The organism is Mastigocoleus sp. MO_188.B34 (assembly GCF_030065675.1).
Lineage (GTDB): Bacteria > Cyanobacteriota > Cyanobacteriia > Cyanobacteriales > Nostocaceae > Mastigocoleus.
On the sequence record NZ_JASJDK010000162.1, the window covers coordinates 1 to 15449 of the forward strand.

The following is a 15449-nucleotide window of genomic DNA, read 5'->3' on the forward strand; positions in this document are numbered from 1 at the left end:
CCGAGAAACTCAATATATCTCAGGTCATGTAACTTATGACCAAGAAACATGGGAGAAATTTCATCATCAATATCTCTATGTAACTTGTTTATGACAAAAGACATAACCCAAATATACCTTAAATATTAGCTGTAATTCATCTCGAATTAGGCGAATATTATTTATACGTGTATAATCAATATAAGAACATATAAAAATTTATTACATTAACATGAGCGTATCTAAACAGTTTGATTTAACCCGTGAAGAAATTGTGCAAAATTTTCGCGATCGCATTAATAAAGGCAGTGGTCACAAACTCAAGAAAAAAGAGCGGGAATGTCTAACCTTGATATTTCTCGATCGCCTAATCGAGATGAACTCCCGAGAGCAAGACACACGCGAACAAATAGAAAAACTCTGTTTGGAGGAGAAGAACTTACTAGAGGAAGGATTCCCAAAAAGCTCTATCAACAGCGTTTATCTGCCCAACTACACAAGGGTTCTCCGAGAAGCCATCGAACAAGGACAACTTCCACTCAACGAACAAAACAGCTACCCCAAACACTGGGTAAAACGCGACGGAAGCGAACAAGGTACCACCCAGACACATTACGCCCTTGATTTTTTAACTTACGATACTGCTACTCAAAACAAGCTAAGAGCTAAAACAACAGTCAATAATAACAAAAGGCAAGACGCTCTTAAACCTATACATTTATACGCGTATATTTATTGTTTACAAAAATTATTAACTTCTAAAGATTCAGAAGACTTGACAATTGCGATCGCAGGACTAACTGGAAGACGGCATGCTGAAGTTGTTTGCGTGGGAGAATTTGAACCTACGAATCATCCTTATTTGATCCATTTTCAGGGGCAGCAGAAAAAAGTAGATTCTACAGCTTATGAAATTCTCAGCTTAATTCCTGCACAAGAACTTATACCAATTATTCAACGCTATAGAGAAATACCAGAAATCAAAGCCCTGGCTGGACTTGACGATGACTCACCAAAAGTTGAAGCATTCAACACTCGCATTAATCGCAGAACACAATCATTATTCGGTGAAAGCGGTTTAATACCAATACTTGATGGATTTAAGACAGTTTCAATCCACAGATTACGTGGGATTTATGGCGCAATAGCCATTCATTATTTTTGTCCAGACCAGCAACACCAACACCGATTTTTACAAAATTATTTGGGACATATTTTAAATAAAAAAGATATTAACGCTCCCAATTCCAGAGCCACTGACCATTACTTTCATTATTACTTGGTGGATGAACATGGAACACCCATTACTAGCAAAGGAGTTAAACTCAAGGACATTCCTCAACTCCCAGAATTACCCCAGGACACTACCACTAAATTACCTGAAACTCCAGCATCGCAAACATTACAGCCAGAACAACCAACACTCAACTCGAACCAATATCTACAAATTCATCCCGAGCAATACTCACGGTGGATTAACGTCCTGAAGAATCTTTCATCCGCGAATACCCAGCAGGATAAAATGGCTGAATTACTCTCATTCCTTGAATCTGGGCCAAAACAAACCAGTGAAGAGCAAGCCAATACTGAGAATGAGAAACAATCAATCTTTGACCTAAGCAGAACTCTTGCACTCTTAACTGAAGAAATTCTTGACTTGCGTCAACAAATTCAAGAACTTACAAAGCAACGAGATGAAGCCAAAGAAAAACTTCAAAATACTGATGATCTTCAAGCACAAATCACATACCTTAAATCTGAAAATCTAAAACTCAAGCAATCCCAAGCTTCCCTTTTAGCTGCTTACAACCAACTACTAACAAACAATAATCAAACACATCAACCCCAGAACACCACGCAGCAACAAATCAAAAGTAAACCATTACAAAGAGCGATCGCTATCTTCGACGCTATCAAACAATGGAATCAACTTTATCCAGAAAGAACTTTCGCTCTCACTAAATCCCTGCTAGAAAGCACTTTCAATATTCACCGCCAGGCTGCCGCTGAATTCCTACAAACAAATCAAACCGCAATTGACCAATATCATAAGTCTGTTGGCATTACCAAAACTCGCAGCCACAATCGCCAAATTGGTAGAAGTATTGAAGAACTTAAAAATTTTGTCAATTACACCATCAATACATATATCTGAATTTCAAAATTGCATGTGATTTTTAAAACTTTAATCCGAAAATTTAAGTATTTATTATGATCTGGAGTCACCCTACGCTAATGATAAATATTCGGTTTTTATCCCTATGTAGAGAAAATAAATATACAGTTTAGGCTTTTACTAAGGCAATCTTAACCACCCTAATTTTATAATTTATTTCATCCACATTCCTTAACTAAACTTATCTAACCACTACTAACCAAAATACTAAAATAGAATCAGAGGTATAAGGGAACGACCCACAAAAAGTCAACCCAATATGGCAGTGCCTAAAGTTAAAGATGGAAAGTTAGATGATGCCAAAATTCAAGTCGGAAGCCCTTCTTGGTTTCAATGGTTGAATCAAAATAAGAGCTTTAGATTTGAATCTGACATCGGTACCTTCACCGCCAGTCGCAGTGGTAAAGGTCATTATTGGTATGCGTACAGAAAAAGTCACGGCAAGCTATACAGCGAATATATCGGTACACCCCAAGAAGTTGACATTAATAGATGTTTAACGATCGCCAAACTCATTGATGACCAAATCAAGCAGAAAAACCCGCCACTGGAAAAACAAGTTGAATACCTAAACGCCCGCGTTAAAAATTTAGAAGCTGAAGTTCAAGAATTGAAACGTACAATCAAAACTGCATAATCTCCCAAACATCATGGGAACTTGGTGGTTAGTAATAAATCATAAATTATTGGGTGAAGCCTACAGAAAACAACAAGCTTCCATAGCAATTAAGAAACTCATAGAATATCCACTGTTCTACCGTAAAACCTAACCTACGACAAGGAAAGAAGTACAATTAAAATACTTCAAACTTCTAAACTTCAAACATTATATGGGGGTAACTATGACTATAGAACTACTATCCCATTTCTTACCAGATACCAAGAACCTCAAACTTCATAGCTGGCAATTTGACGACTCACAAGCTACTATCACTTTGATTGTTGCTTCTACACCCCATGTTGTTAATTGCCCAGTATGTAATTCTCTAACTCATAAGATTCATAGCCACTACGAACGCAGATTAACTGACCTGCCATGGGCTAATTACAAGATTATTCTACGGTTGCATGTACGCAAGTTTTTTTGCATCAACAAAGCTTGTCCAAGACAAATTTTTACCGAAAGATTATCCACAGTTACCGCACCTTGGGCACGACGAACTGAACGCTTAACTTCACGACTAACTGCTATTGCTTTAGCCTTAGGTGGCGCAGCAGGGGAAAGACTTAGTAAAGATTTGGGCTATAAAGCAAGTCGTAATACCCTATTGGGATTAATCCGCAAACTACCATTACCCTCATCCCCAGATCCCCAAACCCTTGGAGTTGATGATTTCGCTTTTTGCAAACGCCAAAAATATGGAACTATCCTTGTAGATTTGGATAAAAGCTGTCCTGTGGCATTATTACCTGACCGCAATGCTGACACTTTAGCCCAATGGTTAAATCAGCATCCTAACATTCAAGTACTCTCACGAGACCGCTCCCGAACCTACAAAAGTGCTATGGACATCGGAGCACCACAGGCTATCCAAGTGGCTGACCGCTTTCATATACTTCAAAATCTCAAAGAAGTACTTGAGAAGGTTTTTCAAGCTCATAAAGACAACCTCAAAACCGTAGACACAAACTATCGTTTTGAGAGCGTAAATAATTCTTCCTCAGAAGAGATAGTGCCAGTCCCACCACCAGTCTCAGAAACAAAGGTAGAACAACGCAAACAACAGCACCGAACAAAGCGGTTGGCAATTTATAATCAGATCTGGAAACTACACAAAAAATGTTGGCCTACCTCAAAAATCGCACAAAAAGTAGGTGTCAGTACCCGTACAGTACAACGTTACCTCCACATGCCTAACTTCCCCGAACGTCAAACACGCAGCGACCGTGGCAAAAGCTGCTTGCTTAACCCTTATAAAGAATACGTTCTTCAACTTTGGAATTCTGGAGAACACAAACCCAAAAGAATATTTCGAAAACTTGAAAAGAAAGGCTATCACGGTAGTTATATGACGGTTAACCGTTATATTCACCGCTTATGTCAAGCTCAAGGCTGGGAATTATCCAAGCCACCAAAAACTTTAAAATTACCCCAAGTTGCAGATCCTCAAAAACCACCACTCACTCCAAGAAGAGCAGCGTGGCTGGTGCTAATACCTTTAGAAAAACGGGATTCTGACTCAGAAAAGTTAGTTGAACAATTAATGGTTCAACATCCTGATTTGTATGCTGCAATTAATTTAGCTCAGGATTTTACCCAAATCGTCCGCCAACGTCACCATGAAATATTTGATATCTGGCTCCAACAGGCGCTACACAGTAACTTAGCCCCATTCCAAAATTTTGTCATAGGTATCAAGGAAGATTATGATGCTGTAAAAGCTGCAGTAACATTACCTGTCAGTAATAGCCCCGTAGAAGGGCATATTAATCGACTCAAGATGTTGAAAAGGCAGATGTATGGACGCGCCAAGATTGATTTACTTGAACGCAGATGTTTACTCACAAATTAATTGAAGACATATTACAACACAGCAAAAAGAATCTTAATTACACATAATATTGAAGTTATGAGCTACAGAAATCAATTTATATGGCAGCGAGCTGTACAACTTGCCATTAATTGCTACAAATTTACACAGCTATTTCCCCAATCCGAATTGTACGGATTAACAAATCAAATACGACGAGCCTCAGTATCTGTTGCATCAAATATTGCAGAGGGATACGGGAGAAGACATAAGCAGGAATATATACAATTTCTCCATATTGCCTTAGGCTCCCTTAGAGAACTCGATACACAATTAATCATTGCTAAGGAAGTCGATTTAATCAAAAAAGACCTTTTCACTCCTATCATGGATGAAGTTGAAGAAATGCAAAGTATTTTAGTTGCTACCTTAAATAAAGTCAAAAATAAAGATAAATAAGGATAAATAAGCAAAAATCTACGATTTTCACTTCTTACTTCTTTCTTCCTCCTCCTTCTGCCTTCTGCCCTCTGCCTTCTGCCTTAAAACGCGTTTCTACTGGGATCACCAAAAGTTGCCAAGACTCCAAATAATCAGTTAATCTAAAAATAAAAATTTACGACGCAGATTTTGTTAAACTCATTTACACCACTATTCCCCACTCTTAAACCCCTGAAACCCTTACATCTCAAGCTTTTTACCCCCCGACAAACAATCTGTTAACGACGACGAGAACTAAGTTAATCGACAGCTGCAAACAGTTACTCGAACAGAAAGATTTAGTTCGGGGTTTAACCAATTTTTACTGGTGGCCCCAAGTCGCTGTTGCCACCTGACAGTTTAACTATGGGTAATCAAACGGACATGATATAATACTTGATATATAAGGATTTTAGCTATTTGTGAGATTAGGCTTTCACTTTGCGATAAGGCCGTAGGGCATGCGCGATCGCTATCTTATACAGCTAAAACCATAGCATTTTTCTATCATTATATGTTTTAGGATTTAAAATCAGCTTTAAAAGATAACTTTTGATTATAGCTTATTTTGTCCGATATCTGATTAGTGTACACAGTTGATTATAACTATGTCCATTTAGCGTGCACAGTTAATCTAGATTTTAATATCCTATATTTTATCTATGATATTTGTGTCCATGTTTGCGTTAGATGCGCTGTATGGATATCTGCATTTTACTGCAAAAATAAACAAAATATTTTGCTGCAAAATTTACTGCAAAAATAAACTGGATATTTTTACTGTGTTTTAACATTGTCCACTATTTTTGATGTTGCGGACACGGTTGTTAATTATCTTGCCCGCGCTACGCGAACATCTTATTTAAGCTGTAGCTTGCATTTCTACTGCTTTCACCAAAAGTTGCCAAGACTCCGTTCGCTGCAAGCGCGCCAAAAAAGCGTAGTACTCGACATATGCCCTACGGGCTGGCGTTCGCTGACTCATCCTATTTTAATCATGGGTGCGACCATAGAAGACGCGCGGCTGCTTGCAGATCGTCTGTTAAATATACCGACGTCGATTAATTTTCTTCTTGGTACTTTTAAGATATATCGTAAAGGTTAAGTGCTTGCGTCGTTAGGCAACGACGCAAGGTCTTTTTTTAACATCTTGCTGACTTCAAATAGCGCTACGGATGTTTGAACGGCTTACCGCATCAAAAACATCTTATTTAAATCGATCATAAGTGCGACCTGGAAAACTCGCTTGCAGCGTATGTTAAAATAGTAGTGGGAATAAGTGTAAATTAATACATTAGTAGGTGATTTATCGCACCTCTTGAACGCGCTGCTGCGCAACGAACAAAGGCGCGATTTTCCTTAATTGTAAGGGTAGAGAGCTATTAGACCTAGTAAGTTACTTACATTATGTTAAGTTAAAATATTAACAATTAACATTTTTAATCAGCTCATCTTATTTAAATTCTAGGATGAGACCTGGTAGACGCGGCAAAGGCGTTCATCCGCAGGATGCGTCCAAACCGCTACACTACGGTCGCCGCCGGTCTGGTAAAGAAAAGTCCGCTTTGATACTTAGTAAACTTAAAATGCTGTTGGTAGTGCCAGTCACTACCAGCAATTCCTACCAAGTTGTCAAAACGCACTTTTAAAATAATAATGAGAATATGAGTTTTATTCTATACCTTTTAAAGGTTATTCATAACAGTGATTTCCACATTTGTTACACCTGCGAGCGATGGCTACGCCTATGCTGAGAACGCCTGTTCGCTGTAAGCGCGCTCAAGATACACCTACGGTGTTAGTACTAGTACGCGGCGTAGCCGAACGACTTGCCGCGTCTCACGGCGCGTCTTGGCGGGCGGGCCTCACTCATCTTATTTAACCTAAATTTTACTTATCTTTGAAATAATAAGTTTGGATTTTACGTGAAGATATATAGGTTTGACATTGTCAGACCTATTTTTATTTCAAGTCACATTTCCGGCCTGCGGCCGTCCTTTCCCGCTAAGCGGCCGGGAGTTACTCGCCTTATTTTTAGTTTTTACTGCAAAATTTACTGCAAAAATAAACGTAATATTTTTACTGCAATTTATCAATGTTCACTAGTGGTATAGCGGACACGTTTAGACTTTGTTAGACAACTATCTAACAAAATCTAACAATTTATCTTACCGGCCTACGGGTGTCTGTTAAATCTACCGATGTCAATTAATTTTCTTCTTAGTACTTTTAATACATGTCTTAATTTTCTTCATCTTACCCGCCCTACGGGCGCATTTCCCGCCCTGCGGGCGTCTTTATCCACCCTACTGGTATCTTATTTAAGTAGTTAACTTATTTGAATTATTTAAGTAGTAGGTGGATCCGCGATTTTCCCTAATTTTAAGGTGAAAGAGCTATTAACTCCGCTAATTCACCGAAGTCAGAAATATGAAGTCAGAACAGGCCGCGCTTTCAGCGAGCAGAAGTTTTACCTCTTCCTAAAGTAAGAGGATTCAACAACGTTGAAACGTATTTATTTCTTCCGACCTGAAGGTCGATGGCTTTAGACCTATTTTGGACGCGTCCAAAGGACGTTCGCGTAGCGCGTCCAAACGGTCTGTTTATTCAGGAATTCAGAACTCAGAATTCTGATTTCTGACTTCTGACTTCTGCCCGAAGGGCGCGGTAACTAACATAGTACTTAAAGGGCTGGTAAAGAAAAGACACACCCTGCAACTCAGTAACCTCTTAATGCTGATAGCAGTATCAGTATCAGCACTTCTTACCAAGTTGTTCAAACTTACTTTTAAATTAAATAATCGTGAAAATTTAAGTTTTATTCTATACCTTTTATAAGTTGTTTGTAATTGTAATTTCCTCAGTAACAAATAATTAGAAATAACACTTTATTTAAGTATATTTATAGATTTTATTGGGAGGTAGCGCGTCTTTCACCTCCACTGCGTATGGAAGATGGGCGGCAGGCTGGCTGTGCCACGTGAGAACGCGTGGCATAAGTCACGAACGCCTGTTCGCTGTAAGCGCGCTCAAGATACATCTACGGTGTTAGTACCCGCCGTAGCCGAACGGCTTGCCGCGTCTCATGGCGCGTCTTCCAAGCTGAACACCGTCCCGGTGCCCCTCACAACGAGCGACATGAACCCTAGGGGCGTCCTTTGCCGTCCTACAGACACCTCCGTAGCCTGGGAGGTATTGTTTTATCATTACTTTTTTAACACTACCCTACCTAAAGTCACAGAGTAGATTCCTATAAAAATGTAAAGCTAATATTTTTTATGATGAAAAGTAAGTGTCTTATCGGAGGTTTTACAACTATCTGATAATAATTTTTATTTAATAATTATGATTGTAAATCAGTATTTTATCGGTCTATAAAGTATCAAACTATAGATTTTATTCATTCAAAATACATTTTGTTTTTAAAGGTTTTTTACCCAATTGGAATATTATAAATTTAATATAGTTAGTGTTAATAAAATACCAACACACGATTTAATAAAAATAAAAAGTAATCACTATGAAAATAGCAAAAACTTTTACTAAAATTGCCATTACTGTAGCTAGTATTGCTACCTTGTCTACAGTGACAATGAAAGAGGCTAAAGCATCTTCTTTTATTAATTTTGAAACTATACCAGGTACTACCCCAAGTGATAACTTAGCTATTTCCAATCAATTTTCCAGTCTAGGAGTTAATTTTGGAGTTGATAACAATTTTGATGGTGTAGCTGATGCTGGTTTATTTCCTCAGTTAGAGAGATTTGGTAAAAGTTCTGGTGATAGAATCCAAGGCTTTGTTAATGGAGGAAGAGGTAGGGATGTTGCTGAAGTTGGATATGAGGATAGATTAGGAGAATACTTCCTCAGAACAGCAGGTTTGGGAGGAGATGGAGGTGCACTCTTAATTACTTATGACAGTGCTACTCAAGCTGCATCTGGTGAAATCTGGGATATTGACGGTAATCGTAATGGTAAAAGAACTGAGCAATGGGAAGTTCAACTCCTTGGTCAAGATAAGTCAATTCTTGATACAATCACTAGTCCTTTAGGGACAAACGACAACAACAATAAAGTTGGAGGAGAGTTAGATGGAAAGCCTTGGTTATTCTCTTTTGAACGTGATACAGCTGATGTTTATGGTATTCGTTTTAAGTTTACTGGTAATAGCGACCCCAGCCAAGTAGGACTTGCATTTGATAACTTCTCTACCCACTCTGTAGAAGGTAAAACTGTACCAGAACCGACTTCTCTATTGGGTGTGTTAATTATTGGTATGGTCGGTGGAGGATCCTTTCTAAAACAAAAAATACAAAGAGATATCATCTCGTGAACTACCCTAGGTTACTACGGGAAAGTTGCCACTTCTAGTTTTTTTGCCAGATACAAAAAAATAAATTGTCCTACCGTTTTATAAATATTACTAGTAAAAGTAAAGTGGTTGGCGACCTCGATATACCTACGCTACGGGGACGGTGGGACAATTTATTAATTAGAAGTTCTTATTGAGTTTTTAATGTAATTTTATATAAGTTTTCAGACTTTATAACTCTTCAATCTCATTTTCTTTCTCTTTCTTATTCACAGTCTTAAGTAGGTAATCTAACTAAGTTATTAACTAGTTAGATTACCTACTTTTTAATATTAATTAAAAAATTTTTTTGCTAAATTTTCTATATTATAAGGATGTTTCTGCAGTTTTAAATCTTATTTTGCTCACGAATATTATCTATTAATTCTTCAATCCCCCAGCCAACTGGTAATTCAGATTTCTGACTTCTAACTTCTGTTTTTTCTGTTTTTTCTGTTTTTTCCCAGAGTCTTGCAACAAAGTGTTGACTTGATCTGAACCTTTGGTGTAACCAAGGACATCTGCCATGTCAACCCGTTTCTACTGGTTTGATAGCACTACGCGTTTGGACGCATCCTACGGATGAAGGTTTTGCGCGTCTACAAACAACAAAAGTTGCCAAAACTCCGTTCGGTATAATCGCGTCAAAAAAGCGTAGTACTCAACATCTGCTTAAATTCTTACTAAGTTAGCGGATTTTATCCGACTCGTTTTTTCGTTCAACCACCGGTATAGATATCTTTGAAATTGGCTCATCCTTTAGAACTCTTCGTTGACTTGGAACTGTTTCTAGGTTTGGAACTGTTCGTGGACTTTGAACTCTTTGTGAGCCTAGACTTCGACCAGGTTCTCCCCTTGGACCTCGTTCTCCCTGCAAACCTTGGTTACCTTGTGGACCTTTATCGCCTTTATCTCCCTTATCTCCCTTTAGACCTCTTGGACCTCGTTCTCCCTGCAAACCTTGGTTACCTTGTGGACCTTTATCGCCTTTATCTCCCTTGTCTCCCTTTAGACCTCTTGGACCTCGTTCTCCCTGCAAACCTTGGTCACCCTGCGAACCTCTTAGACCTTGCCTACCTTGGTTACCTTGTAGACCTTTATCCCCTTTATCTCCCTTTAGACCTCTTGGACCTCGTTCTCCCTGCAAACCTTGGTTACCTTGTAGACCTTTATCACCTTTATCTCCCTTTAGACCTCTTGGACCTCTTTCTCCCTGTAGACCTCTTGGACCTCGTTCTCCCTGTAGACCTTTAAGACTTTGAAAACTTGGTATTTCTTTTAAAATTTCAGGTGTGATCACTCCTTCTTTTTCTAAATCAGCAACCTCACGAGCAATTTGTAAGTTTAATCTAGCAATTTCAGGTGTGCAGAAAGAAGCAAGTTTTTCTTTAGATGGAGTAGTTTTTGGTGGTTCAGCCTTGATGATTTTTTTTACTGTTGTTGTAACTGCACTCGTAGCCTGAATTGTTCCAAAAATAACCAGAAGAATAATAGTTCCATTGAGAATGACAACACTGATGTTTCCAGAGTCAATGTGAAACTTAAGATATCGAATATAATCGCGTCCCACTTGAATTAAATTTTTACCAGCGTTGCCTTTTTGACAAAGTTTATCATTTACATCCGAATTCTCTTTAATCATACTACCCTCCCCATAAATATAAGGGAATATTACTTAAATTAAGGTTTTTACCTTTAATCAACTATCTGGACGATTGTTGTATAAGTGTTGACTGTGGTGTAATTTCAGTTTTACCCTTAAATTTGAAAAAATCTCCGAAATCAAGATTGAGCAAAACTGATGCGCCAATAGCTAAAACTGCAATAAGAATTACTGAGATCCAAATGCTAATTTTAGTATTACTAGTATGGATATAATCTCTTCCATACTGATTAATATTTCCTCTTTCTGTACTAGCACTTTGGGATTGATTATTTTGGTTTGAATTATTGTTCATTTGTAAGTATGTAAAGCGTGATATTACCTACATTTACCTACAAGTTAAAACATATTTTTTACGTATTTATAATCAATAAAAGTAATAAAATATCCTTACAAATCAGTCCTTTTCTTCAAATCGCTTAAAGCGCACATATACATACCCACCTCCGATGCATTTAGCTTCTAAACGAAGCTAAATGTAAAGCTATGTGTGCGTACTCCGGAGGTAAGAGTGGTTTTTTTAATGTTTAACTACTGTAATTGTCATAAGACCAGCTTAGAGTAGGTACAATTACATTTATTGGCATCTTTTCAAAATCTGCTATTTGTTTTTCCAAAAGCATCATTCCACCATGATCACCCCTAGGAATAAAATATTTTTTGTTGAAAGTAGTTAGCTGATCTGGCAAACTTAACAAACGACCGACACACTTGTCCCCTTCAATTTTTACTATCTTGACTGCATACCTGAAAGTTTCAGGCTTGTACGCAGTGCCATACTCACCAATATGCATAACTGTCATCCTTTTTTAATAGTTTTATCTCTGCAACTTATAGAAAATTAATTTCTAAATCCTTAATCCCAGCACGATATTCTTGGAATCAAAAATCGAATAAATTCCAAGTGTCACGCTATTAAAATCAACATATCTTTGAGACTTAGAATCTCATTTCTAAAGAAAATTTTCTCACAAACGATTAACTTAAGCTGGTTCTTGATCAGCTTTTACAATGAAAGTGCGCTATGTGGTGTACAGTAATCTCAAATTGTCTCAGTAATTCAAGTCAAAGTGTTGAAAAAACCTAACTGAGTGTTGTTGGTGGCGATAAGCCCTATGGGCATCTGCAAAGCAATCGACGAAAAGCTATTCAGCATAGAGCTTGTAGCTTGTAACTGAAATCTTTGTGAGAAATCCAGGGATAGCGCGTCCAAACAGTCTGTTGATTCAGAATTCTGACTTCTGACTTGGAAGACGCGCGGCAGCTAGCGTAGCGTGCCGTAGGCATTGCGCCACGAACAGCCCGAAGGGCGCGGTAAAACTAATATCAAACTTAGATCGAGTCATGGAGGAATAATCATGTCCAATAACTATTTTTGGCAAGGTGGACGCAGGATTTCCATTGAGCAGACAGAAAGTAATATTACACTGCATGCACCCAATGTAGAAACGGCAAGGTCAGTGGCAGACGCTGCAGGAGTTTCCTTGGAGGGATTGGAGAAGGTTGGACCTGATTTGATCCGGGCTACTGTAGCAGGTCATCGCGATCACTCAATGACTCAATTACGCCAATTAGATAATGTCGTTCATCATGTCTATCGAACCCCAGGACAACCTGATTCTCAATATCTAATCACCGATTCTTTCTTCATTAAGTTCAAACCCGAAACCTCAGGGGAAACGATTAATGAGTTTTTGCAGTGTGAAAAATTAGAAGTGCTTCAAGACCTTGGACAAAACACATTGCAGGTTCGAGTAACTACTGCAACAAATCGAAACGCTATTAAAACTGCTAACTTAGCTGCCTCTCGTGAAGATGTAGAGTACGCAGAACCCAATTTAGTTCACCAACTCCAAAGGTTTTGCTTTATTCCAGCAGATGAGCTTTTTTCTGAACAATGGCATCTCCATAGTCCCGAGGATGATGAACCTGATCTGGTCACTGGAGCAGGAATTTTCGCGCCAGAAGCTTGGGAAATCACCATTGGTTCACGAGACATTGTCATCTGTGTGGTGGATGATGGATTTGACCTCACCCATCCAGATTTCCAGGGAGAGGATAAGATTGTAGGACAGTTAAATGCATTTGAAAGTAACGGAAATGTTTTCTACACTGATGATGTCCTGCCGAAGGGGGGTGATTATCATGGCACTCCCTGTGCTGGTGTTGCTTTAGCCGAGATTAATGGTCAGGGAACTGTTGGAGTCGCACCGGGATGTGCTTTCATGGCAGTCCGGTTTCCTCTAACCTTCGATGATGCAGCGATGATTCAATTATTTCAGCGAATATCAAGAGAAGCAGATGTCGTATCCTGTTCTTGGGGGTATGGACCTGGCTACCAGCCCCTCAGTAGAGCGTTTTCAGATACACTTTCCACATTAGCCCGGACAGGAGGAAGACGGGGGAAAGGTCTGGTTATTTGTGTAGCGGCTGGTAATAACAATTGCCCAGTCAAAGATATCAACAACACCCGAACCTACGAGTACATTAATGGTTTCGGATCTCGCGGCAGGTATAGCGGTCCTATCGATCGCTGGATTGCAGCTCATCCTGATGTCATTACTGTAAGTGGCTCAACCTCACTCAAAACACGGTCTGCTTATTCTTCCTGGGGACGTGAGATCTGTGTTTGTGCACCAACCAATAACTTTCACGATCTGCAAGAATTTCAGCCGCGCGGTCGCGGCGTGGTGACAACCGATAATGAGGATATGGGTGAAGGTTTCACGCGAAGATCTCGTTATACTGATCGATTTGGTGGGACATCGAGTGCAACTCCGACGGTAGCTGGAGTATGTGGACTCATCCTCTCCCGTAACCCTAACCTCACGGCTTTGCAAGTAAAGCAGTTGCTCCAACAAACAGCTGATAAAGATCTCAAAATTGAATCAGAAACACCTGTTAATGAGCCAGGCAATTTCGTTGATGGGTTTAGCCTTTGGTTTGGTCATGGTAAGGTCAATGCTGCTAGGGCAGTCAAAGCAGCTGTTCCAGAGACGGAAATAAAAATTGATCGGGATATTCAAGCAGGTTTAGAGATTGCAGAAGCTGACAGTCCTATTTTCAGTAAGGTTGAAATCTCTCAAGATGGGGTAATAAGCGACATCCGTATCGGGCTTGATTTGACTCATACCTATATTGGCGATTTACGCATTGATATCACTGCGCCTGACGGTACAGCAGTAACACTTCATGATCGCAAAGGTTTTTCAACAAACGATATCCGCACGGTTTACGCTGCTTCTGAACTACCAGCATTGCGGGCTTTTATTGGTAAGCATATACAGGGAACCTGGATCCTAAGCTTGGTGGATACTTGGAGAATGGATGTTGGTCGACTTAATTCCTGGCGATTAATTGTCAAAGTAACAACTACCTCATCTTAGAGTTCATAGGATGCAATGGGATACCGGTAAGATTTCTCTACTTTTTGGAATACGCGCAAATCATAAGATATATTAATACTTTTTGTGCACAGGAAAAACTAGTATTTACTCTGAATCATCAGACCATATATTTTTACTCTAAACTATCAGTAACTGTATCAAACACTAGTTTTTACGTTAAAAGTTAATCTGCAAAGATTTGCCTCAAAGCCTTGTAAACACTGGCTTGCAAATTTTAGGACGGGTCTAATACCTTCAGCAGATTCAAACCAGCTTAATAGCTTCGGTAATACTACCTCTCCTCTGCCTCGGTTGTAGTGATATCCCAAGCCGTGCAGCGCATTGTAGTCTGCTACCTCGCCTAATGCTGTTGAACTAAGTCGGATGGGGACCGTCCGGCTTAGTTCAACAGCAATACCCCTACCTGCAGCCGTCCTTCCTCTGACTTCAGGTATTTTTCCACCACAGATGTCCGACAATTCGTTAAATCCTTCAAGGTTCTGATATTAATTGCCCACCAAAACCGCTTCTCTGCTTGACCTTCGTTGTAAGCCTTGATCGCAGCTACAGCACGTCGCACCTTCTCTAATCCGCTACCAGGTATTTTCGCACCCATCAATTCTGAGGTAGCCATATTCTTGATATCCCTTTGAGTACCCCTGCTACTAACTTGCTGCTGTTGCTCACTTTCTGACTGTTCTTTTTCTACTGGAACTTCCACAGTCACAGTCTTGATAACTTCCACTTCTTAGTGTAAAAGAAGATTTAGCATAAATCGAGTTTTCGCCCCGCGCGTTGCGTTCACCGCTTTACGGTGGTGCAATGAAAGTGTCTCCGCTTTCCGTTCCTTAAAAAGTAGATTCCGAGACGATTCCAGTAAATCGTGTCCCAAAACTCAAATAAAGTTCTGACAAGGGTTCTGGAAAACTTTTCCATCTACTGA

The 15449-nt window shown here is 39.3% G+C and carries 12 protein-coding genes; 6 read left to right on the plus strand and 6 right to left on the minus strand.

Features of this window, described 5'->3' with window-relative positions; genetic code table 11:
* Positions 1–211: 211 nt before the first annotated feature.
* From QNJ50_RS25755 to QNJ50_RS25770, 4 genes are all read left to right on the plus strand, one after another.
* Complete coding sequence (locus tag QNJ50_RS25755; protein WP_300641296.1) at positions 212–2134, plus strand: protelomerase family protein; 1923 nt, start codon at positions 212–214, stop codon at positions 2132–2134.
* A gap of 280 nt (positions 2135–2414) precedes the next feature.
* The gene (locus QNJ50_RS25760) at positions 2415–2792 is read left to right on the plus strand and encodes a hypothetical protein (protein ID WP_300641298.1); all 378 of its coding nucleotides are present in this window, start codon (positions 2415–2417) and stop codon (positions 2790–2792) included.
* A 205-nt stretch (positions 2793–2997) separates the two neighbouring features.
* Entirely contained in the window at positions 2998–4668 is a 1671-nt protein-coding gene (locus QNJ50_RS25765; RefSeq protein ID WP_300641300.1) for an ISL3 family transposase, read from the plus strand.
* Positions 4669–4725: 57 nt separating this feature from the next.
* Entirely contained in the window at positions 4726–5085 is a 360-nt protein-coding gene (locus QNJ50_RS25770; protein WP_300641302.1) for a four helix bundle protein, read from the plus strand.
* Between the two features lie 883 nt (positions 5086–5968).
* On the opposite strand, the gene QNJ50_RS25775 is transcribed toward QNJ50_RS25770, so the two are convergent.
* Positions 5969–6091: a hypothetical protein gene (locus QNJ50_RS25775; protein ID WP_300641304.1), complete on the minus strand. Its 123-nt coding sequence runs from the start codon at positions 6089–6091 to the stop codon at positions 5969–5971.
* Positions 6092–8626: 2535 nt separating this feature from the next.
* Here QNJ50_RS25775 and QNJ50_RS25780 point away from each other — a divergent pair.
* The gene (locus QNJ50_RS25780) at positions 8627–9439 is read left to right on the plus strand and encodes a PEP-CTERM sorting domain-containing protein (RefSeq protein WP_300641306.1); all 813 of its coding nucleotides are present in this window, start codon (positions 8627–8629) and stop codon (positions 9437–9439) included.
* 399 nt (positions 9440–9838) lie between these two features.
* Here QNJ50_RS25780 and QNJ50_RS25785 read toward each other — a convergent pair whose 3' ends face one another.
* The 4 genes from QNJ50_RS25785 to QNJ50_RS25800 all read right to left on the minus strand — a co-directional run bounded on the left by QNJ50_RS25785 (position 9839) and on the right by QNJ50_RS25800 (position 11923).
* Entirely contained in the window at positions 9839–9985 is a 147-nt protein-coding gene (locus QNJ50_RS25785) for a hypothetical protein (RefSeq protein WP_300641308.1), read from the minus strand.
* Positions 9986–10145: 160 nt separating this feature from the next.
* On the minus strand, positions 10146–11099 hold the full coding sequence (locus QNJ50_RS25790) for a hypothetical protein (protein ID WP_300641310.1): 954 nt from the start codon (positions 11097–11099) through the stop codon (positions 10146–10148).
* 61 nt (positions 11100–11160) lie between these two features.
* Positions 11161–11415: a hypothetical protein gene (locus QNJ50_RS25795; RefSeq protein WP_300641312.1), complete on the minus strand. Its 255-nt coding sequence runs from the start codon at positions 11413–11415 to the stop codon at positions 11161–11163.
* A gap of 232 nt (positions 11416–11647) precedes the next feature.
* Complete coding sequence (locus QNJ50_RS25800; protein WP_300641314.1) at positions 11648–11923, minus strand: hypothetical protein; 276 nt, start codon at positions 11921–11923, stop codon at positions 11648–11650.
* A gap of 555 nt (positions 11924–12478) precedes the next feature.
* On the opposite strand from QNJ50_RS25800, the gene QNJ50_RS25805 reads away from it, so the two are divergent.
* Entirely contained in the window at positions 12479–14506 is a 2028-nt protein-coding gene (locus tag QNJ50_RS25805) for a S8 family serine peptidase (RefSeq protein ID WP_300641316.1), read from the plus strand.
* A 400-nt stretch (positions 14507–14906) separates the two neighbouring features.
* On the opposite strand, the gene QNJ50_RS25810 is transcribed toward QNJ50_RS25805, so the two are convergent.
* Entirely contained in the window at positions 14907–15251 is a 345-nt protein-coding gene (locus QNJ50_RS25810) for a hypothetical protein (protein WP_300641318.1), read from the minus strand.
* Between the last annotated feature and the right edge of the window lie 198 nt (positions 15252–15449).

Excerpts from the sequence above, each read along its gene's own strand:
- QNJ50_RS25760 (WP_300641298.1), top strand. The coding sequence starts at position 2,415 with ATGGCAGTGCCTAAAGTTAAAGATGGAAAGTTAGATGATGCCAAAATT.
- QNJ50_RS25805 (WP_300641316.1), top strand. The coding sequence starts at position 12,479 with ATGTCCAATAACTATTTTTGGCAAGGTGGACGCAGGATTTCCATTGAG.
- QNJ50_RS25755 (WP_300641296.1), top strand. The coding sequence starts at position 212 with ATGAGCGTATCTAAACAGTTTGATTTAACCCGTGAAGAAATTGTGCAA.
- QNJ50_RS25775 (WP_300641304.1), bottom strand. The coding sequence starts at position 6,091 with ATGAGTCAGCGAACGCCAGCCCGTAGGGCATATGTCGAGTACTACGCT.
- QNJ50_RS25780 (WP_300641306.1), top strand. The coding sequence starts at position 8,627 with ATGAAAATAGCAAAAACTTTTACTAAAATTGCCATTACTGTAGCTAGT.
- QNJ50_RS25800 (WP_300641314.1), bottom strand. The coding sequence starts at position 11,923 with ATGACAGTTATGCATATTGGTGAGTATGGCACTGCGTACAAGCCTGAA.
- QNJ50_RS25790 (WP_300641310.1), bottom strand. The coding sequence starts at position 11,099 with ATGATTAAAGAGAATTCGGATGTAAATGATAAACTTTGTCAAAAAGGC.
- QNJ50_RS25795 (WP_300641312.1), bottom strand. The coding sequence starts at position 11,415 with ATGAACAATAATTCAAACCAAAATAATCAATCCCAAAGTGCTAGTACA.
- QNJ50_RS25770 (WP_300641302.1), top strand. The coding sequence starts at position 4,726 with ATGAGCTACAGAAATCAATTTATATGGCAGCGAGCTGTACAACTTGCC.
- QNJ50_RS25765 (WP_300641300.1), top strand. The coding sequence starts at position 2,998 with ATGACTATAGAACTACTATCCCATTTCTTACCAGATACCAAGAACCTC.
- QNJ50_RS25785 (WP_300641308.1), bottom strand. The coding sequence starts at position 9,985 with ATGGCAGATGTCCTTGGTTACACCAAAGGTTCAGATCAAGTCAACACT.